Consider the following 20,062-nt stretch of genomic DNA (forward strand, 5'->3'; position numbering starts at 1 on the left):
CAAATGGTGTGTTTTCAGGAATGCGAGTTTCCATGTTTTATCTCCTTGAATATGCTGGAGATACAATGCCTTTTTGCTAATTATGTTCCAAAAGTGAATAGATATGCGCCAAAAAGGAATAGGAAAATACTTTAAACAAATGTTTGTTATGAGAAGTAAAATGTGGCTATACAATCCAAAAGACCTCACTTATGTCTGAAAAAAAGCGGGCTATCCGTATACTATTATCATATTATCATCGAATTTCTCATGAGAGAGAATAATTTAAAAAACTGGATACTATCGTTTATTGGTTTCTAGCTTATAAAGTAGGGGGTATATCTGCTTATTTTTATAAAAGTGTTACTGTTTTTATGGGAAGAATATTTATAAAATGAGATTAGAAGGTGCATTTGAAGATAAAAATAAATATCAGTAATGTTCAATTCATAGTGTTATAAAAGATCATGGATTAAGTTAAATAAAAAGCTTATTGAATTGTTATGACATCATATTTGTTAATATGTTACACGATAATTTTTTGATATTTATCTTAGATGAAGAGTTTTATGAAATGAGTAAGATATATTTGGTTGTGAGTTGGTTTGCAGAGAAAGCATTATATTTTATGGTATAGGGGATAGATCAAGATTTTTTACACAATTATTTGTGTTGATAGGGGCTTCAAGCTATTGTTGTGTTATGCGCCGTCTTTATACCATAGTGATTTTGGGGTAGAGACGTTAGAGATTATTTTTCTGCTTTGCGTTTTGTCGATCAACTTTGATGGATATTGTATAGAAAGTGGGACTGTTGCCGTGGAGAGAGAGATTATGCTTTTACTTATAATATCAATGAAAAAAGCAGCGGAAGATTACGGCAAAGTATTTGTACAGGAGAGCTTAGTTAGGGAATAACTTTTTAGCTCGTGAAGTTTGTAAAATAAAATGCTTTCTATAAGAAAAATAATATTTTTATAAAGTAAAATAATAACACTTTTAATAATTATTATTTGCATATATAAGCATAAAATATAATTATATTTAATTAAATACTATTTAATAACTACCTAAAAAGTGTGATTTTCTTTATGACTCATAAATATAACTTGCTATTCATTATACTTATCGTATGTTTATCGACGGGAGGGCTGATTTCTACCGATATTTTTTTACCGGCACTGGGCGATATGCGTCAATATTATCAAGTGACACAATCTCAAATTCAAAGTGCAGTGGCGGTTTTTTTGTTGGCATTGGCACTTGGACAGCTCATTTATGGGCCGCTGAGTGATAATTTTGGGCGTAAAAAAACACTTCTATTAGGCTTATTCTTGTGGTTATTTACGACACTTGGTGTGATTTATACGGTTCATATTCACGCTTTTCTTGTGTTACGTTTTTTGCAAGGTCTTGGTGCTTGTGCGGGACTTGTCTTAAGTCGTGCAATTATCAATGATTTGTTGGATAAAAAAGCGGCTGGAAAACTTTATTTGATTGTTTTCCCTTTTATTGGAATGTCACCAGCGCTTGCACCTTTCATTGGTGGACTTTTGATACAGGCTTTTCATTGGCAGGCAACTTTTATCTTTTTAAGCTTTTTTATATTTTTGACCATTTTGCTATGTTGTTTTGTGCTAAGCGAAACTCTACCCCCTCAAAAACGGCAGCATTTTTCTCCGGTAGGATTGATGAAGGCATATTTAGGTGTTTTCAGAAATAAACAATTTATTTTTTATGCACTTATTCCGTGTTTTTCTTACGCTGCCTATTTTGCTTATATTGTGGAGTCGCCTTTTTTACTCACGACTTTGGGGTTATCGCCGATACACATTAGTTATAGCTATATTGGTGTCTCGTTTCCCTATATTTTGGGAAATCTTTTGGCGCGATGGTTTTTTGAACGCGAGTCTATGGAAAAAACTGTGGGGAGAGGGTACATTATTTTTGTGATAGGTGGTGTGCTGTTTGCTTTGCAAATGTATCTAAGCCCATGGCCCCTTGTGACAAGTTTTATGGCTATTGCTGTTCTTACTTTTGGAAATGGTTTTTTATTGCCGTTAGGAACAGCGTTGGCTATTTCATCGCATCCGAAAGCTGCGGGAGCGGCTTCTGGTGTTATGGGATCTTTGCAATTAGGAAGTGCGGCACTCAGTGCAGCGGTTATCGGAAAAATCTCTGGTCATAGCCCACGGGCTATGGCAGCTTTATTAGCTGTGTGTTGCCTCATTGGTTTTATCATTTATATTCAAAAAGCGCGTCATTTTATGACTTCAGAAATAAGCTGAGTAAATGATAAAAAGAAAGCATTATGCGGAAATGCTTTTGATGTTTTACACAAATGGGGCACCTGTACATTAGATGAATTTTTTTTATTAAGTTGCTGGATTGAGTGGGTTTAAAATTTGTTACAAGCTTAGTTTGAGTTTAACAAATCGATTATTATGGGGGGAGAATATGAGCCTAGAGTTTCAACATATTTTCATTATATTGGGTGGGAAAATTTCTGGCTCTAATGCATGTTTAAAATAAGGGGAGGAATTGATCAATGAGCCTTCCTATTATTATTCTTTCTCCTGTAATGCCAATTTGGGATGGTGGTGTTTTTTGTTCTCCATTGACAAAGCTATGTTCAACAAAAGGATTCCCTGTCACTCTGCTGGATACGCTTTCTCTTTTTCCTAAGAGTTCTCATGTTCTCAATTATTCTGCTGTAGACACTTTATCTTTTATGGCAGAAAAACTTAAAAGCTATTTTAAAGAGCCCGCAGTGCTTGTGGGATTTTCTATGGCTGGAACATTGGTACAAATATTGGCAGCCCAGCTTCCCAATGTTCAAGCTGTGCTTGCTGTGAATGCGCCTGGCTATCCAGATAAGGTTTTGCAACGGCGCCTTGGAGATATTCTTGCCTCCTTAGAAAATAATGATTTATCGGGGGCTTTGGAAATACTCAATGGTTTTATGCATCCTTCTGGCGTTATGAAAAAAAGAGCCTTATTGGAGATTCCTGATGAACAAAAAAGCGTGGCAATTGAACGCATGACAAGAGGCTTTAAACTCTTATTGATGATGGATGCTAGAGATGAGTTAGTTAAGTATAAGGGGAAGTTTTTAGCTTTAGTGGGAGAAAAGTCGCAACTTGCAACGGTAAATAATCAGACGAAAAGTCATAATCTGAACCATGAATATAAGATTATCTCTGGTGCTGGTACGCGTTTGTGGGAGGATAATCCTACTATGACGGATGCAGTCATTGATGAGTGGATGGAGGGACTATGAAAAAGAAAGTTCTTGTATTACCTGGTGATGGGATAGGACCAGAGGTTTGTGATGCTGCGCTGATGGTTTTAGAGCAATTCCAATTGCCGATTGAATTAACTTATGGTGATATTGGTGTTGAATGTTGGAAACGGGAAGGAGATCCTATCCCTCAAGCGACTTGGCAAAAAATTACTCAGAGTGATGCTATTTTACTTGGTGCTGTGACCCGTAAAGGAAAAGAGGCGGCTTTAAAAGAACTTGCTCCGCATTTAAAAGAGAAAAACCTTGCCTATGTTTCTCCCGCACTTCAACTTCGCCAAAAGTTAGGTTTGTTTGCGAATATACGTCCTGTAAGATACATCTTTGGTCCGAGAAAACCTTTTCATTTTTGTGTTATCAGAGAAAATAGTGAAGGCCTTTATGCTGGATTGGATTTTCGGGGTATTTCTCCTGAAACAGCCGTTTGGCTAAAACATCCAAATTTGACAAAATATGGGCTTGAGGAAGCTGCGTGGACAGTCCGTTTGCAGACACGCTTTGGTTTAGAGCGGTTATTTGAATACGCTTTTTCTTATGCAAGGAAATATAGCTTTAGGCGAGTTACTTTTGCTGATAAGCCCAATGTTATGCGAGAAAGTGGACAGTTTGCTCAGGAAATTTTTGAGAAGATTGCGCAAAACTATCCGGAAATTGAAGCAGATATTCAGAATGTTGATGCGGTTGCTTTGTGGATTGCAACCAAGCCAGAGCAGTTTGGTGTGATTGTTGCTGAAAATATGTTTGGCAATATTCTCTCTACTCTTGGCTCTGGTATAATGGGGGGATTGGGGCTTGCATCTCATGTGAATGTGGGGAGCGAGATTGCTTGTTTTGAACCTGTTCATGGAAGCGCACCACGTATTGCTGGACAAAATAAAGCCAATCCTTCTGCGATGCTTTATACCACGGCTTTACTCTTAGAGCACTTAGGCTTTAAAGATGCAGCAAAACAACTGTCTGAGAGTGTTGATCAGGTTATTCGTGCTGGAAAAACCGTTACCTATGATCTTGGAGGTGTCGCCTCTACCCGTCAAATGGCTGAAGCTGTTCGCAATTCTCTTATGAATTCTGTCTTTGTTCATCGTGCTGCCATTATTACCGTTGGTGATGAACTCCTTTCAGGACAATATTTGAATACAAACTTACAAGATTTAAGCCAAAGCTTGAACAAGAGAAATATTCAAGTCACACGTCATTTTGTTTGTGCTGATCAATTACAGCAAATCAGTGAGACTGTTGTTTCTTGTCTTGGACAAGAAGATCTTATCATTATCAGTGGGGGATTGGGACCAACATCAGATGATAAAACACGCGATGGAGTTGCTCAAGCTGTAAAGCAGCCTTTGGTACATCATGAAGATGTTTGGCAAACAATAAAAGGTCAATTACAACGATTAGGGATTACGGCGGATAAGAGTAATGCACGTCAAGCATTGTTTCCTGAGACAGCAACTGTGCTTGATAATCCTACAGGCACAGCACCAGGGTTTTATCTCTCTTGCGATGGAAGTACACTTGTTGTTTTGCCTGGTCCACCATCACAGGCTCTTGCGCTTTTAGAGAATTATTTAGAACACAACGAGAAGAAATATTTTTCTGTATCGCGTGCGGAGTATGCATGGACTTTGATTGGAATTGATGAAAGTACTATTGCGCAGTGGGTTGATGATCATCTTGAAAATGAACCCTTTGAACGGCATTTTTTATGGAAAAGCCCCTATGTTTTGGTGCAACTGGTTGCTCAATCAGAAGCGCTCTTGGAACAACATTTCGTGGAAGCATTTGAAAATCATTTTCACCCCTATTTAGTTGGGGCAGAAGTTACTACTGCTTGTAAACAATTAGCGATGCATGCAGAGGTTCATTGGTCTGCCAATGATCCGCTGCTTTTAAAATATTTTCAGCCCATAGAAAAAGGTAAACAAGATATTCCACTGCTTGAGGTTGAAGTGAGCCTAGAGCCTTCTTTGGAGACATTAGAAAATCAAGCAGAAAGCCTTGGACATGCTACCATAACTATACGGATGAAAGGTTATGGTGAGGATTATATTACTTTTCCCTATACGCGACCACTTTTAGGTGTCGTCTTACAAGAATATGCAGCCTGGGCTGTCTTAAAAAGATATTTGAAAATGGAGAAGAAAAAATGAACCTCTATGGGGATGTAAAATATTGCCTAAATTATTGAACGTTCTATTATAAGAAGTACTTTGATCCTTTTCTTCAGTGGTTTTTGTCTATAGGGTAATTTTTCTTTTGATGTGTCATTAAATGACTTTGATTGATTCAAGATTAAGAAAAACTTTACGATATTAGGCTCGCTATATCCAATATTTATAATGATTAATTATGATTATAAATCAAGATGTTATCTTTCATGGAGCCTATGACAAGGAATCCAGAGACGTCATGTACCGCAAGCGTTGTAGATAATTGAGATTCTTCTGAAAATCAAAAAGCGATGGTGTGAAAAGACAAGAAGTCGTGTCATTTACAGGAAAGCTTTGCAAATTTTATTGAACAATATGTCCGTGAAGAGTTTATTGCGAACATGTGCCGTTCTGTTATCTGATAATAAATTGCTGTAAAGAGCTCATAAAATTTTTCCTTTAAGTTTTTGTGTGATTGCATGATCGTTGGGTGTTCACTTCCGAGGGGCGATATTTTTCAATTTGATAACAGGAAGAACTATTTTTTTTGTAAGATGTGAAGATTTAAGGAGTGATCATTTTACGCTTTTGTTTTCTTTTTGATTGGTAATTTGTAGGAATTTTTTTGGGGAAAATATTTAATGTGGTTAAAAACATTTTATGCGTGTGTGGGAGAAAAATAAAAATGTGGTCTTAATTGTTGATAAGAATGTCAATATTTTTGATGAACAAATTTTAGTCGTAATTCTTAGTATCTAGATGGGAAGTTTATTGCATTTTTTAACAGTTCGTATTCTATCTGTTGTGATGCGCAGTGGTTTTTTAAGCAAAAAAGAAAGGGCTTTTATGTATCAGATTGATTACAACAGTTATCGTTCTGTCAAGAGTTTTAGTCGTCGCGTTCATTTTCTCGTTATGCATTATACGGCTATTGATTTTAAAGCCTCGATTATGGCGCTTACAGGAGAAAAGGTTAGTGCACACTATCTTGTTCCTGATCCTTCAGAGCAGACATATCGTGAGGCAGGCTTTAAGGATATGCGTATTTTTAATCTGGTTGATGAAAATGAGCGTGCATGGCATGCGGGTGTGAGTTCATGGGCTGGGCATAGTCATCTCAATGATGCATCTATCGGGATTGAAATCGTTAATTTAGCGACTTATCATGATGGGACGGGTATGTTTCCTCCTTATAATCCAATACAAATTGATGCTGTTAAGGAACTTGCTTTGAATATTTTTCAACGGTATCCCGATATTATGCCAACTGATGTGGTGGGACATAGTGATATTGCCATTGGAAGAAAAAGTGATCCAGGAGCAGCTTTTCCATGGAGAGAACTTTATAGCGCAGGTATAGGAGCATGGTATGATGATGAACTAAAAAGTCATTATCAAGAGCAATTCTCTAAGAATTTGCCACCCAAAGAAGATGTTTTGGCGAAGCTAAAATGTTATGGATATGACATTTCTGCTGCGTGTACCCAAACAGGATACAAAGATTTGATCCGAGCATTTCAACTTCATTTTCGTCAAGAAAATTATGATGGGATTCTAGATGTTGAAACAGCAGCAATTCTTTATGCATTGGTTGATAAGTATTTTCCGTGAATTCAATGCGTTTTAATTGAAAATATGGCTTATGATTACGTGTAAGCCTTTTTATTATCAGGAAAGGCTGCTTTTTGCCAATTGGCTTTATGTAAAAAGGGCATTAATCGTGTAAAAAATCCCCTGTAGGGTATAAGGCGTTTTATGGAAACATAACTCTGAAAGCTCTATGATTTGCAGAGATTAAATTTTATTGTTTCTTTGTCTTATATTTTTCTTCCTTTAAAAACGCATAAAGCCAAGATGTTGTGTATATGATGACATGTTCCTTACGCAGGGTAAAACGCTTCAAATAAAATGGATTTGTATTGTATATTTCCATGCTTGTTTTAAAGAAATGTCTTTTAGTGTGTATCACAACACATATTTTATAGCGACGTTCATAGAGAATATAATCTAAAATCCTCTATGAAGTGTATCCTCATTTTTATGCTTAATAAAAGTGCCTAGCATTATCGTACACTTTGTCAGATCTCAATGTTACGACAACCCTTGGAACTTAAAACGATACATAAAAGGGTTTTCTTTACTCGTTTTTATTCACACGGCTCTCTCCGCTTGTCGTGTACAAGTGAAAGGTTTTGGTTGATTGAAACATGCAAAATTATAAATCAAAGTGATGCAGATTCAAGAAAAATAGGGGCATTTACAGATTGCTATTGATAGGGGGGCTATTCTTTAGAAGGGGAAGAGGTCAATTCATTTTTTTGAAGATATATCTCTTTTCTCTTTTATTGCTTTAGGGGATGTTTGCATCGTTTTGACAGCATGTTTCTTAATGATTAAGTTTTTTAATGAAGCAGTGTTATAAAACGTTGTGTTTTAGAGTGTTGATAGAAGACACATTCAGGCATATCAAAAACACAATGATATCTTGTTTTTTCAATATTTTATCTGTTCAGTGTAGAATTTATTTGAGAAGATCATGACCTAAATTAACAAAGGTTAGAAGTAAATTACCAAGAAAGACCAATTTGCTCATAAAGCAAAGGGGTTATTCATGCTTTAAAGGGCAAGGAAGAGATTGTGTTTGAAGTGATGTGTAAAAGCCCGTGTGAGGTGCTCTTATCAAACATATCAGGTTAATCTTCTAAGAGTAGTTTTATGAAACTAAGTCGGTTTTTTTTCGAGAGACAAGACAATACGTATCAGGAAAAGATATTCATGATATTTGATTTCAAAAATAAAAACTGGCAAACCATGTTGCCAGTTTTTAAAAGCTGTAGCCTAAATAGGATTAGAATGAACGCTGTAAACGGATCATACCTTGAAAAGCACTTTTCTTGTTGAATAAATGTTTTTCATCATTATTTTTATCCGTCACAACGCGATCATCGTTCCAAGAAACATAGGTTAATTCAGGTGTAATCACAAATCCTGGAACCAGCGTGTATGTAATATTTACAGAAGTTGCAAAGGTTTTTACAGCACTATAAGAAACTTGAGCATTCAAATTTGCTTTTGGAGTAAGCTTGTAAGTGGCACCCGCCCAAGCAGCCCATTTACCACCCCAGTTTGCATAAATTGTTGTGCTTTTTCGTGATAACTCATCATTTGCATTTACTGTGTAGTAATCAAGTCCATTTTTATAGCCAGCCATTACCCATAGATTGAAACGATCGTTGACATTGAAATCTGCACGTACTTTTCCAGCCCACTTTTTGTAGTAAGCATCATATGCTGCAACTGCTGAAAAACCACCCCATTTTTGCATGAACTTTATACCCAAAACCACATTCGGGGTGTAATTTTTAATTGCTTTACTTGGAAGAGTGCCCTCAGTGATAGAAACAAGCTTATCATCTTTATCAATGTAGTATCCTGTTATTCCTGGAAGAGAATCTGCATTATTGCCTAATTCAGCGCCGATAATAGCAGAAAAGCCGGAGTCACCACTAAAGGTGTAGGAAATAAAATTGGTGCGTGTTGTGCCGGCAGGCGCTATGCTGTCATCATTGAGAACATTTCCATAATCACCAGTCCAGCTGTTGAAAATTGTGTCATCAAGACCTACGCGAAAACCACCCAGTTCAATGTAAGCCGCGGCAAGCTTTGCAGCAGCGTTGTCTCTACCATCACCCCAGTTTGAATAAATTCTTGCATATGAACGAAGTGTTCCCATTTCTGTTTCAGAAGCTGCTTGAAAAACAAGGGTGAGCCGTGATGCTGCGCCATAGGTTTTTCTTTTGTTTCTTAGTTCAGTTTCGGTTGTTGCATCGATATTATCACCGCCTATAAAATCAGTACGAACATTTCCTGATAAACGCATGCAGGTTTCTGTTCCAGGGATATAAAAATATCCTTTTCCATAGGCATCACAAACGCGAATATATTCTACAGGTTCGGGTTCGGCGATAACTGTTGAAGCAGCATGTGCTCCAGAAATTGCTAAAAAAGCTGCTGTAGAGCTTAAAAAGAGGGATTTAATATTCATATGGGATCTCCGAGGTCCGGTTAATTTTCTTCTAAAGAGTACCATTTGCCTAACGCATTAAGGACAAAGACATAAGTAAATACGCAGCACTTGTTATCTTAGCTATAACTAATCTTTTTAGAGTTTCAAATATGAAATTACCTTTTTGTAATATATACATGTACTATTCGAGATGCTGTGGTAAAAAAGACACAATTTTTGTTTTATTAACTTTTGCTCCTTATGGGATCAATAAAGGAAAAAAAATTCAGATATTTGGGAAAAAAAATCGAAAATGTCTTGAACTTTCTGTTGATACCATTTATGCCTCTCTGTTGGAGAGGTGGCCGAGTGGTCGAAGGCGCTCCCCTGCTAAGGGAGTAGGGCTCAAAAGGCTCTCGAGAGTTCGAATCTCTTCCTCTCCGCCATCTATTGTTATAAAAGCAGTTGACTGTGTATCGGAATTCTGTTTATCCCGTTGGGATTATGCCTCTCATATAAAAAGCATGTTCTAAACACAAATATACTTGTGTTGCCGATTTATGCGCTTGTTTTAAAGAGATATCTTTGCAATGTGTGTAAGCCCATTTTGCGACGCTGCCTCGTAAATGGTATAAAACACAAAAGTTTCTGTGAGACATATAAAGCCTTATAAAGCCACATCATTTGTATACTTATGAAGATGCAAAGAGGCATATTATATATCTGCTTATATATCTGCCTTCCTGTTGTTATAGATTTTGACTATGAGAGTTCATAAAAGGCATTTTTCCTTTCTAAATCGTTTTTATTTATACGGCTTTCTTTGCTTATGATGTGCAAGCAAATGATTTTGATTGTTTCAACCATAAAGCAGATTTGAAAAGAAAGAATCTTACAATATTCGCGTTTGGTATATTATCATTATAAATCAACGTGTTGCTTTATATTGGCATTGTATATTGAAAGTTGGATGTGGCAATGCTCTCAAAAAAGTTATAGATTTCTTGTAGAAGAAAACATTGTGGGTGAAATGTTATGGTTTTCCTCTCATAGAGACTTTTGAAAGTGTTTCATCCATCTCATGACAACCAAACCACACATGAAAAAAGTAATGGTCGGTAATATTAGGTAGTAAGATGGAGAAACTTTTGCAGGAAGAAAAGAAATAATACTCAATACTGTAATTGAAAATATTCTTCCGCTAAAAGAGACAGCACCAACAACACCGGAAATATGCTGCGTTTGTTTTTGGTTAAGTTCTGAGAAAAATAAGCTTTTTGCACCGATCGGTACAGTGCAAATAAATCCATGGATTAAAGAGAAGGCGATGACTGATGCAGCCGTTTGATGGCTATGAACTGAAAAATAGAGCGCTATGCACATCAGTGCAGAAAAGAAGGAAAAATATTTTATAGAATTTTTATATTTTTTATCAAGAACATGATACTTAGACATCAGTAAATTTGAAAAATATTGTGCTGAAAAGGCTCCAATATGGCAGCACATCAAGACGAGCATTTGCGAACCGTTGAGGTGATGAATTTTTCCCCCTGAAAGTATTATCGGTTGCCAGAAATGATAAATAATCTGAATACCAGCGCTAAAAAGGCACATGAGGAAAATAAACCATGCTCCTCCTACTGTATTTTGAAATATCCAGAGCGTTTCCTTGGCATTGTGCAAGATTGTTTTTGTTTTGGACGTTTCAGTTGTCGTTTTCTTTTCTTCAGGAACAATAAGGAAGATCAAAAAAATAAATCCCACCATGAGGCATGAGATGATATATCCCATAAAATATCGTCCAGAGTAATAGATCGTTCCAATTCCTACAATCCCACTGAGAATACTTCCAAAAGAGTTAACCTGGTGGTAGAGATGAGCATAATGCGAAAAGTGATCCTGTTTATCGCCTAGAGAATGGTAATCCGTCAATGGCGCTGACAATGATGCAAATGCCTGCTGCATAGAGAATTTGCGCAATAATAAGTGCTGTCATATTGGGAGCTTGAAGGCATAGAAGATAAAATACTCCTGTCATAAAGACCCCAGCCATAACGGAATATTTACGCCGATATCTGTCAGATAAAACAGCGCAGGGAAAATCAAGCAGCAGAATGGTGGTGGAAAAGACAACCTGAAGCAGAGCTAATTGCGCCAGACTCACTCCCATGGACATTAAAAAAATAGCATGGTAAACGCCGATCAGCATGCGTACAGCATTATAGGATCCATAGGTGAGAGCAAGGGTGCGTGGTCTGTTCATTGTGTTGTTCCATAGATTGTACAATAAGAATTCTCATTGAAAAGAATATTTTTCTGTGAAAAGGTAGCGGTTTCATATCCCCATTCAGGGATTAGTGGAAAGAAGGCTTCCATAACCATCCCAAAATTTAAAAGGTCCCTTAGTCCATATGGGACTTCAAAGCGTATTAATGAGAGCAAATGATGCAATTGTAAAGTGATTATGAGAAGCAACATAAGCCTCATAAATGAGATTGTCATCTTTGGAGGGGAGTTGCTTGTGGGGCTGTTGCTTCCGTAGTAATCATTTTGTCTAGATCTGTAAAATGACCCTAGGACGGCAAGATCATTGACATAATTAGGACTTATAGAAGTGTGTTTATTTTTTATACACCATTTACTGATCCATTCTCTTTGCTGATCAGCTGAAATAGCACAAATGATCCATAAATCGGTTTTTGGTAATTTTTTGATATCTTTTTTTATAGTCATCAACATTTGTAATCCCCCCTTTCTTTCTGACTGTTTCTCCGTATCACTTTACGTCTAAAAAAGTTTTTTTCAGAATTCATCTTTACTTTATTTATTAAAAAGATTGTCTCGCAAGGTGCTTTTTAATCACGTCATTACGATTAAGAATTAAATTTCTGATATAAGAGGAAGGGTGCATGATACATTGTGACTAAATACATAAATCCCTCCGTATCCTGAAATGACGATTTCCTTTTGCAAAACAGTATCTTGAATGGAAGCTCGATAACCATTACGTTGATTATGGAAATGATACCCTAAAAGAGTGCTTATGATTGCTTGAAGATATTCTTTAGATATTACAGATAGGACAAGAAAATAGTTTAAAAAAATCAAACGTGGGATAAAAGCTTTCATCTTATGATGGGTAATGGTGAATTTTAAACTTCATCTACTGTTTTTTTGAGCTACTGTGCTGTAAGAAAGATCAAACTCCCCCAATTCATGTCTCTAATTTAGATCATTGATCATAAAACATTATATACTGTCTTTTCAAATTATAACTTTGCTCATTGCTTGTCTTCACTGATTAAATCAACATTTCTCTAAAAATGCCGCTTGAGAAAAATGCATCCTATCAGTTTAATATTCTATGATCTTTTAATTAATTTAAAGAAGATAACATAAAATATACGATAAAAAATGAATAAATTTCAATTTTTATAAAAAAACAAACTTTTTACTGCTGCTGATAAAAAACAAAGCTATATTAAAAGTAGCCTTTATACCCTTCAATACTATTGATTTTTGGTTGTTACCGGATGAAGGTTCCTTTGTTTTGGAAAGAGCAGAGCAGAATTTAAGAGCAGAATGGGCGCGTGCGCAAAAGCTTGTCCTTGATCTCTCTTTAAGTTGGATACTAAGCCGCTTGATGGTTGAGGGTGTTCACCATGTGAACATAACGCAACCTTGTGAGGGTATTTTAGTCATACCTGATGAAGCAGAGCTTTAGGGGATATTGTCTTGTTTGAACGGGGGCGTGCTTATTGATTTCCTCGTTGTTATTGCTGCTTAATTTCAGCCATTATTTTCTGAAAAAGAAGCTTTGTAGGGAGAAGATCATACATGGAGCAGAGTGTAAAACGAAGAAATGCATATAACTGATCCAGTAATGTTGACAATAATCGCTCAATATGTTCCTCTGGTTGTTCAAACAAATGGCTAGATTGGCTTTTATTCTCTGAGATAAGTGTTACTCTCGATGAGATAGAATGCGGATGAGCGAATTATTAGTTAAGGGATTAGAGTAATGGGGGGGAAAAATAATCGTCAAGATTTGAGTTATTTCAAAGTCGCTGTATTCGGTATGATTATTATGATTTTGGGGATGGGGATCGGGCGATTTTTCTATACGCCGGTATTTCCAGTTATGTTGGATGAAGGATTGTTTACCTTTAAGCAACTTTCTTATATAGCTAGCGCTAATTATGGCGGTTATTTAATTGGGAGTATGTTTTTTTCGTTTTGCAGAGTTGGGAATATATCCCGTGCTCCCTACATGCTATTTGGTGCAGCTATAGTGACGAGTGCACTTATTTTTGCCATGGCGTTGACACCAAACTTTTACTTGGTCTTCTTTATCCGCTTTGCTGCCGGTATCGCGAGTGCGGCAATGATGATTTTTGGTTCTATGACGGTTATGCAGCATAGTCACAAGGTGTGGGTTATTGCTTCGCTCTATGCGGGTGTGGGAGTTGGTATTCTACTGGGTAATGAGTATGTTATTATTGGTTTGAGTAAATCACTGAACGCGCAAAGTATTTGGTTTGGAGCTGGTTTAATATCTGTTATATTGTTGCTCGTGTTATTTATTTTATTTCCACGTCGTGTTGATGCATCTCAATTTGCTATTAACGAGTCATTGGCACACGAAAATATCGTTTGGTGGGAACTCGCTCTGATTTATGGGCTCGCTGGGTTTGGTTATATTATTGTCGCGACATATCTTCCTCTGATGGCGAAAACATTTAATTTCCCACTGACTTGCTAACCACTTATGGTCGTTTGTCGGAATTGCCATTGTTCCTAGTTGTTTCATTTGGTTATGGGGAGCCCATCGGTGGGGGGTATTACGTTGTCTGATGCTCAATTTGCTTATCCAAGGAGGATGCGTATTACTGACATTATTCAGTCAGTCTCTTGTACTGATCGTTCTCAGTTGTATAGGGTTTGGATTTACTTTTATGGGGACGACCTCTCTAGTTATGCCGTTAGCTAAGCGTTTATATGCGCCGTATGGTATAAATCTGCTAGGCTTGGCTACCTTAACTTACGGTTTTGGCCAAATATTAGGACCTCTCTTGACGAGTTTTTTACAGTCTGGTTCATATGCCATTGCGCTTTCCGTTATCTGTGGTGCTGTAGCGCTTTTTGCCGCTGCTGGAATCTGTCAATATTGTCTTTGTAAAAAGGTTGTTGGCGTTTCATAAATCCGCAATCTTCACTAAAAAGTCGAGAGAATTTATTCCATTCTTTTTGAAATATTTTGTGAAAGTCAAATTATTTTAATAGGAGAGATTACAGAATGCTTCACTCTACAGTCGCTATTTTGGGCGTTGGTCCTCGTGGGTCAGTATTCTCGAACGCTTGCTCACGCTTTATTCCCATTATCCATTTTCTGGGAACATTGATATTTTATTGATTGATTCCAATGAGATGGGGACCGGTACCCATAGTGTGCATCAACCGGATCATTTATTGGTTAACACTGTCGCTTGCCAGATTACTTTATTTGGTGATGATACAGTTAAGGGTGTCGGGCCTATTCGTAAAGGGCCGAATTTCTATCAATGGGCTATTCAACAAGGTTATCGTAATATTAACGGTGTTTTTTCTCGTACAGAGCATAATGTTGGGAGAGAAATCAAAGAAAATGATTATTTATCACGTCGTTTGTTAGGGGAATACCTGTCTTGGGCTTACCAAGAGCTCACGCAAGATTTACCTTCCGGTATTCGTATTAAGGAGATCCGACAAAAGGTTATCAATCTCCATATCCACCAAGATAATAAAACGGATGTTCTTTTGGAAGATGGCTGTCATTATAGTGTAGATTTTGTTTATATGACCACGGGTTATGGTAAGAATATATATTCATCGCATGATGAAAGCCTGCAACAGTTTGTGGCTGGTCACCAAATGAAAAACGCTCTTCTGAACTATTATTCGAATCCTTATCCAATTGAAAAGTTGGACTCTATACAATCTCAGTCTCGTGTGCTGGTGCAGGGAATTGGATTAACTAGCTATGATGTCTTGTCGCAATTGACTTACGGTCGCGGTGGGACTTTTACTGAAAATGCTGGACAATTGCGCTACATGCCAAGCGGCAAAGAACCTGCGACAGCTCTATTCTCCCGTCAAACATTGCCTTTTAGTAGTCGCGGGATTAATCAAAAGGGTGGTAGTGGGTAATACATACCATCATTCCTTATTCTCGATGCAATACATCATCTACGTAAGCAATCCAGCATTGCTAACGGTTCTCCGAAGCTGGATTTCGAAACGCAGCTTTTACCTCTGTTGCTTAAAGAAATGTGTTATGTCTATCGAAGTACGCAGCTGGGGCACTGGCTAGACCCTGAAACCTATGTTGTTACTTCCAAAGACGAGCAGTGTATTCAAGCGTTGCTGTCCTCATCGAAATAAAATATTCGCCTCTCTGAATGATTATACAAGATTCTTCATGGAGCATTTGAAGGACGATCTTCATTCTTCCGCTGAAGGTAATGTTGATGGCCCAGTGAAAGCTGCTACAGATGTGCTACGAGATGTCCGTGATATCTTACGTTCAGCAATTGATTTTTGCGGGTTAACGTCTTCATCTCACAAGTACTTTATTGAATATTTTAATCCAAACTTCAACCGTATTTCTGTCGGTCCACCAATGCAGCGAAACCAAGAGTTGAAGGCTCTGATGGAGGCTGGTATCGTGACTTTGGCTGGTGGACCTTCACCTAAACTTGTTCTCAATGCTAGTACCAGCCGTTTCGAAATTCAGTCTGTTTTCCAAGATGAAAACAGTTCAGTTGATGGAGATGTGCTGATCAAGGCCAAGATTGATCGTTTTTCTCCGTTGCGTGATGAGTCCCCTTTTATCCAGAATTTGGCTGCTCAGGGCATCATTCGACCATTTATCAACCAAGGATATCATCCTGGTGGTATTGATATTGACCGTCGGCAGCATCCTATAGACACTAAAGGGCAAATACAAAATACATTATGGGTGGTCGGTAATCCAGTAGAGGGGCCCAATTTTTATACATATATTTTGCCTAGGCCTTTAGTTAATTCGCGTGCATTGCGGGATGCAGGGCGCTGTGTCACTGACATGTACGAGCAGCTTCTTAATCGCTACTCAGTCAAAGATTCAACAATTAATGTACATTGATGATGTAAAAAGCTTCCTGATACGCATGTCCTCCGTATCCGTTATAATGGCGATGCTGATGCTATTCATTTTTCTTATGTCTATCTCAATAAGAACTTGGTTTCTTATTCCATTGGCTGGAGTGACTGTTTTCGGTTATTTGCTTTTGACGATACCATACTGGTGTTTGAAGGGGAATGCACGCAGTGGTGTGTTCATCCTGTTGGCTTGTGCTTTAGTGCTGATATGGCGTTGGCACTTGCCTGATGTTCATACTGTGCTTGTGCGTTTTACTGATGTCTTTTGGCTATTACTCGCCATGGGATTGTTGCGCCATGTGATGAATACATGGCGTATTTCAGAATTTCTCTCTGAACGGTTGATGCGCTATGGAAAGGGTTCGCTTACCCTGTCCATCGCGATACTGACTGCGTTTCTAGCTTGGCCGATGAGTTTGGGGGTTATCCCCCTAATGATTGATGCCTTGAAGCAAAGTGTTTTTCCCTCTCGCCATTTGGCCGCTATTGTGATGCGAATGATGAGCATCACAATGGTACTGATGCCGACCAGCATCGGTGCAGCAACAGTTTTCTCTGCTATGCCTAGAACACCAATATTCACATCCGCTGCTTTGGGGATACCACTTTTTCTATTCAGTCTGTTGTTGTTGTGCCTTTCTCCTGTTGTACCGCTAGCTAACCCGATTATTTGCGATGAGAGGAGAGCGAATAAAGAAGGAGAGAGAGTAAGAATTTGGATTTTTTTGATATTTTTCTGGCTAACATTTATCGTTGCATTGACAGTTATCAAGTTGAATGCACTAGAAAGCATTGCATTGACGGCGAGCATTCTATACCTCATTGAGCGTGTGAGTTCACTCAGTGTTGATTTTTTGACTCCTTTGGTGGCAGTGATACGCAGTATATCCAGTGAAATTATGTTGTTGCTAGGTTGTAGTCTGCTAATATCTACTTGTGATTTGCTTATTCCTTTGTTGCCGGTGACGTTTAGTCACTCATTGGCATCACTCTCTGTTTGGCAGCGTTATGCCTGTATTCTCTTTGTATTGCCAATTTTCAGTGTAGTAGGAATTCACCCTATGGTGCTATTTAGTTTGGCATTTCCCTTACTAGGGTCATCGATGGCTTATGGGGTTACGGATTATTTGGTTTGGATTTGCTTCTTTATTGCAGCTCAACTCCTTTCTCCTGTATCAATAAATGCTATTTTTGCTTCCAGTAGCCTACATATTTCACCGGTGGATACGAGCTTTAAAATGCATAATTATTATGTATTAATATTTAATCTTTTTGCGTTCATTTATTTGAGCTTTTTTATTCAATATTTGTAAATTATGGAGATCTTATGCCTTACATAAATATTAAAATTACTAATGAAGGGGTTACCTCTGAACAGAAACGGCAACTAATAGAAGGGGCAACTCAATTATTAGTTAATATTCTGAATAAAAATCCGAAAACGACTGTTGTCGTGATTGATGAAGTGGAGACAGACAATTGGGGTATTGGTGGTGTCCCCATTACAGAATTAAGAAAAGCTCAAAATAAAGAATAACTCTGTGTATTTGACAATAATTTAAGGTCAATAGGGTTAATCAATGTAAAAAATCGCGTCCTTTAGCAACATTTGATCAGACCGCCATTGGGGCGGTTGTTACAGCCCCTGATGCTGATAACCAAGTTTTTCCCCTCGACGAGCCTGTCCTTATTTTTAGCCATGAGGGTGAGAAAATCCAAAAGCTTGGAACAAGAGGCACAGCTCTTGATGTTATTAATGCTGTGTGCGCACAGGGGATTGAGGCACAAATTATTCTTGTGCGGGTGGAAGAAAAATCAACCATTGCTGAGACACAAACTGAGATGGTGGGATCAAACGCTCACCTGACCGGTGTGCACGCCTTGGCTCATGCGCGTGGGCATTTAGGTGTGGAACCTGGGATTTTACTGGTACCGGCTTATAGTGCAGGGCGGATTGACAATGGCAAAAACCCTGTGGCAGACGCTTTGGAACAGGTTGCAGAAAAGTTGCAAGCCATTGCCGTGTTTGATACGGGGGGTAAAAATGCGGAAGAAAGCCTTGCCTATCGTGCAGATTTTTCCTCACGCTTTTGTTATTTGATTGACCCCTTTGTACGGGTGGCAAATCGTGAGGGGGGTGTTAGTGTTAAACCCGCAAGTCCTTTTGCAGCAGCCATGTTTATCAAACGTGACAAGCAAAAGGGCGGTGTTTTTTGGTCTCCTTCCAACCAAGATGTGCATGGCATTTTAGGGACAGCACGCCCGATTAGCTATTTTGATGGCGAAATCGATCATGAGGCTAATCGCCTTAACCAAGCCGATATTGCGACCTTTATTCCAGCACGGCTTAGCCAAAATGCGCATGGGCAAATGGCTGCCAATGGGCGCATTTTATGGGGAAATCATACCACCTCCAGTGATCCACTTTGGCGCTTTGTCAATGTGGTGCGCACCCGTGCAGCTTTGGAAAAAACCATCATTAACAATTTGCGCCCTTGGGCCAATGATGAGAATCTGACTGGTCAACATGTCATTGCCATTACCCGCTCTTTGACCAGCTTTCTTGATGATATGATTGCACGCGGTGCACTGCTTGGTGGGCGGGTTTGGTTTGATCGTGATTTAAATTCAAACAGCACTTTACAACTGGGGAAATTGCGGGTGGAATTTGATGCAGAAGAAGTGCCACCTCTAGAAGATTTAAGCTTTGGCAGCCGGCGCAATAGCGCTTATTTTGACCGTTTGGCTGAAGATATCCAAAAGAAAATGACTTATCAATTTGGCGATACGCTTGAAACTTATCGCAAAGCAGCAAGGAGTTAGAGCATGACTTTACGCATTGTACGCGGTTTTACCTTGATTGTTGATGATGATGTGAATCTTCACCTTGATCTTGAAACATTGAAACTGCCCACGTTGGAAGAAATTACAGAAACCTATCAACCGGGCGGCTCTGATATGCAAATTGATGTGAGCGGTCTTGGTGTCAAAGCACTTGGCTTGCAAATGAAAATCCGCAGCCATACCCCTGAGGTCATCGGTATTTTTGGTGGTCCCCCTGGTCTTCGTCATAAATTCACTGGCAAAAAACATGTGATTTCTGAAGAAGATGGGCGTGAGCATGAACATTCCATTGATGTGACAGGGCGGTTGGTCAAAGTCGATAGCGAAGGCTTAACAGCTGGGAAAGCCACAGGCTATGATTGCGAGATCAAAAATGTTTGGGATTATACGGAATTTTGGGATGGTTCTGTTTTGCACCGCTTTTCCTTTAAACGGGGCGGCTGGCTTGTCCGCAATGGGCAAGAGATCGGTTCTCGCCGCCGCTCTATTCTCAACTTATAAGCTCTCATTATTGATAGGGTTCTCATTTATAGGAATTGATCATGACAAGTTTACAAACCAGCATTGACGTGGAATTGCAGGTTCCGCTTCCTTATCAAGATAA

At 38.4% G+C, this 20,062-nt stretch carries 14 protein-coding genes, 1 tRNA gene and 2 pseudogenes; 14 read left to right on the top strand and 3 right to left on the bottom strand.

Translation table 11 applies throughout. The features are described from left to right. The first annotated feature begins 1,069 nt into the window (after positions 1–1,069). The 4 genes from ACFIM6_RS08475 to ACFIM6_RS08490 all read left to right on the top strand — a co-directional run bounded on the left by ACFIM6_RS08475 (position 1,070) and on the right by ACFIM6_RS08490 (position 7,040). The gene (locus ACFIM6_RS08475; protein ID WP_375612470.1) at positions 1,070–2,266 is read left to right on the top strand and encodes a multidrug effflux MFS transporter; all 1,197 of its coding nucleotides are present in this window, start codon (positions 1,070–1,072) and stop codon (positions 2,264–2,266) included. 260 nt (positions 2,267–2,526) lie between these two features. Next, entirely contained in the window at positions 2,527–3,258 is a 732-nt protein-coding gene (locus ACFIM6_RS08480) for an alpha/beta fold hydrolase (RefSeq protein ID WP_375612471.1), read from the top strand. Beyond that, a complete protein-coding gene (locus ACFIM6_RS08485) occupies positions 3,255–5,429 on the top strand; it encodes an isocitrate/isopropylmalate family dehydrogenase (RefSeq protein ID WP_375612472.1) in 2,175 nt (724 codons plus the stop codon). The genes ACFIM6_RS08480 and ACFIM6_RS08485 overlap by 4 nt, the downstream gene beginning before the upstream one ends. Before the next feature lie 846 nt (positions 5,430–6,275). Continuing rightward, entirely contained in the window at positions 6,276–7,040 is a 765-nt protein-coding gene (locus tag ACFIM6_RS08490) for an N-acetylmuramoyl-L-alanine amidase (RefSeq protein ID WP_375612480.1), read from the top strand. A gap of 1,237 nt (positions 7,041–8,277) precedes the next feature. On the opposite strand, the gene ACFIM6_RS08495 is transcribed toward ACFIM6_RS08490, so the two are convergent. Next, positions 8,278–9,474 carry a porin gene (locus ACFIM6_RS08495; RefSeq protein ID WP_375612473.1) on the bottom strand — a complete coding sequence of 399 codons (1,197 nt, stop codon included), beginning with the start codon at positions 9,472–9,474 and terminating at the stop codon, positions 8,278–8,280. Positions 9,475–9,790: 316 nt separating this feature from the next. Here ACFIM6_RS08495 and ACFIM6_RS08500 point away from each other — a divergent pair. Next, positions 9,791–9,881: transfer RNA gene (locus ACFIM6_RS08500), tRNA-Ser, on the top strand. Between the two features lie 601 nt (positions 9,882–10,482). Here ACFIM6_RS08500 and ACFIM6_RS08505 read toward each other — a convergent pair. Both ACFIM6_RS08505 and ACFIM6_RS08510 read right to left on the bottom strand, forming a co-directional pair. Then, positions 10,483–11,698: pseudogene (locus ACFIM6_RS08505) on the bottom strand (MFS transporter). After that, on the bottom strand, positions 11,695–12,168 hold the full coding sequence (locus ACFIM6_RS08510) for a hypothetical protein (protein ID WP_375612474.1): 474 nt from the start codon (positions 12,166–12,168) through the stop codon (positions 11,695–11,697). Before ACFIM6_RS08510 ends, ACFIM6_RS08505 begins: the two are co-directional and overlap by 4 nt. 781 nt (positions 12,169–12,949) lie before the next feature. On the opposite strand from ACFIM6_RS08510, the pseudogene ACFIM6_RS08515 reads away from it, so the two are divergent. From ACFIM6_RS08515 to ACFIM6_RS08555, 9 genes and pseudogenes are all read left to right on the top strand, one after another. After that, positions 12,950–13,197, top strand: a pseudogene (locus ACFIM6_RS08515) (baseplate assembly protein); the annotation flags it as partial. A 259-nt stretch (positions 13,198–13,456) separates the two neighbouring features. Then, on the top strand, positions 13,457–14,197 hold the full coding sequence (locus tag ACFIM6_RS08520; protein ID WP_375612475.1) for a YbfB/YjiJ family MFS transporter: 741 nt from the start codon (positions 13,457–13,459) through the stop codon (positions 14,195–14,197). A gap of 46 nt (positions 14,198–14,243) precedes the next feature. Continuing rightward, the gene (locus ACFIM6_RS08525; RefSeq protein ID WP_375612481.1) at positions 14,244–14,636 is read left to right on the top strand and encodes a YbfB/YjiJ family MFS transporter; all 393 of its coding nucleotides are present in this window, start codon (positions 14,244–14,246) and stop codon (positions 14,634–14,636) included. A 157-nt stretch (positions 14,637–14,793) separates the two neighbouring features. Then, positions 14,794–15,621, top strand: a complete 828-nt coding sequence (locus tag ACFIM6_RS08530; RefSeq protein WP_375612476.1) for an FAD/NAD(P)-binding protein — start codon at positions 14,794–14,796, stop codon at positions 15,619–15,621. Positions 15,622–15,892: 271 nt separating this feature from the next. Beyond that, a complete protein-coding gene (locus ACFIM6_RS08535; RefSeq protein WP_375612477.1) occupies positions 15,893–16,597 on the top strand; it encodes a hypothetical protein in 705 nt (234 codons plus the stop codon). 58 nt (positions 16,598–16,655) lie between these two features. Then, entirely contained in the window at positions 16,656–17,927 is a 1,272-nt protein-coding gene (locus ACFIM6_RS08540) for a hypothetical protein (RefSeq protein WP_375612478.1), read from the top strand. Between the two features lie 14 nt (positions 17,928–17,941). Continuing rightward, complete coding sequence (locus tag ACFIM6_RS08545; RefSeq protein ID WP_375607418.1) at positions 17,942–18,151, top strand: 2-hydroxymuconate tautomerase family protein; 210 nt, start codon at positions 17,942–17,944, stop codon at positions 18,149–18,151. An 86-nt stretch (positions 18,152–18,237) separates the two neighbouring features. After that, entirely contained in the window at positions 18,238–19,437 is a 1,200-nt protein-coding gene (locus tag ACFIM6_RS08550; protein ID WP_375612482.1) for a phage tail sheath family protein, read from the top strand. Between the two features lie 3 nt (positions 19,438–19,440). Beyond that, positions 19,441–19,959, top strand: a complete 519-nt coding sequence (locus tag ACFIM6_RS08555) for a phage major tail tube protein (RefSeq protein WP_375612479.1) — start codon at positions 19,441–19,443, stop codon at positions 19,957–19,959. Positions 19,960–20,062 lie beyond the last annotated feature (103 nt).

It is taken from the genome of Bartonella sp. AA9NXGY (assembly GCF_042196845.1).
GTDB lineage: Bacteria > Pseudomonadota > Alphaproteobacteria > Rhizobiales > Rhizobiaceae > Bartonella.

Bases quoted from the DNA above. Each gene is read 5' to 3' on its own strand.
- ACFIM6_RS08520 (WP_375612475.1), top strand. From the start codon at position 13,457: ATGGGGGGGAAAAATAATCGTCAAGATTTGAGTTATTTCAAAGTCGCT.
- ACFIM6_RS08535 (WP_375612477.1), top strand. From the start codon at position 15,893: ATGGAGCATTTGAAGGACGATCTTCATTCTTCCGCTGAAGGTAATGTT.
- ACFIM6_RS08540 (WP_375612478.1), top strand. From the start codon at position 16,656: ATGCTATTCATTTTTCTTATGTCTATCTCAATAAGAACTTGGTTTCTT.
- ACFIM6_RS08485 (WP_375612472.1), top strand. From the start codon at position 3,255: ATGAAAAAGAAAGTTCTTGTATTACCTGGTGATGGGATAGGACCAGAG.
- ACFIM6_RS08510 (WP_375612474.1), bottom strand. From the start codon at position 12,168: ATGACTATAAAAAAAGATATCAAAAAATTACCAAAAACCGATTTATGG.
- ACFIM6_RS08545 (WP_375607418.1), top strand. From the start codon at position 17,942: ATGCCTTACATAAATATTAAAATTACTAATGAAGGGGTTACCTCTGAA.
- ACFIM6_RS08555 (WP_375612479.1), top strand. From the start codon at position 19,441: ATGACTTTACGCATTGTACGCGGTTTTACCTTGATTGTTGATGATGAT.
- ACFIM6_RS08490 (WP_375612480.1), top strand. From the start codon at position 6,276: ATGTATCAGATTGATTACAACAGTTATCGTTCTGTCAAGAGTTTTAGT.
- ACFIM6_RS08480 (WP_375612471.1), top strand. From the start codon at position 2,527: ATGAGCCTTCCTATTATTATTCTTTCTCCTGTAATGCCAATTTGGGAT.
- ACFIM6_RS08495 (WP_375612473.1), bottom strand. From the start codon at position 9,474: ATGAATATTAAATCCCTCTTTTTAAGCTCTACAGCAGCTTTTTTAGCA.
- ACFIM6_RS08475 (WP_375612470.1), top strand. From the start codon at position 1,070: ATGACTCATAAATATAACTTGCTATTCATTATACTTATCGTATGTTTA.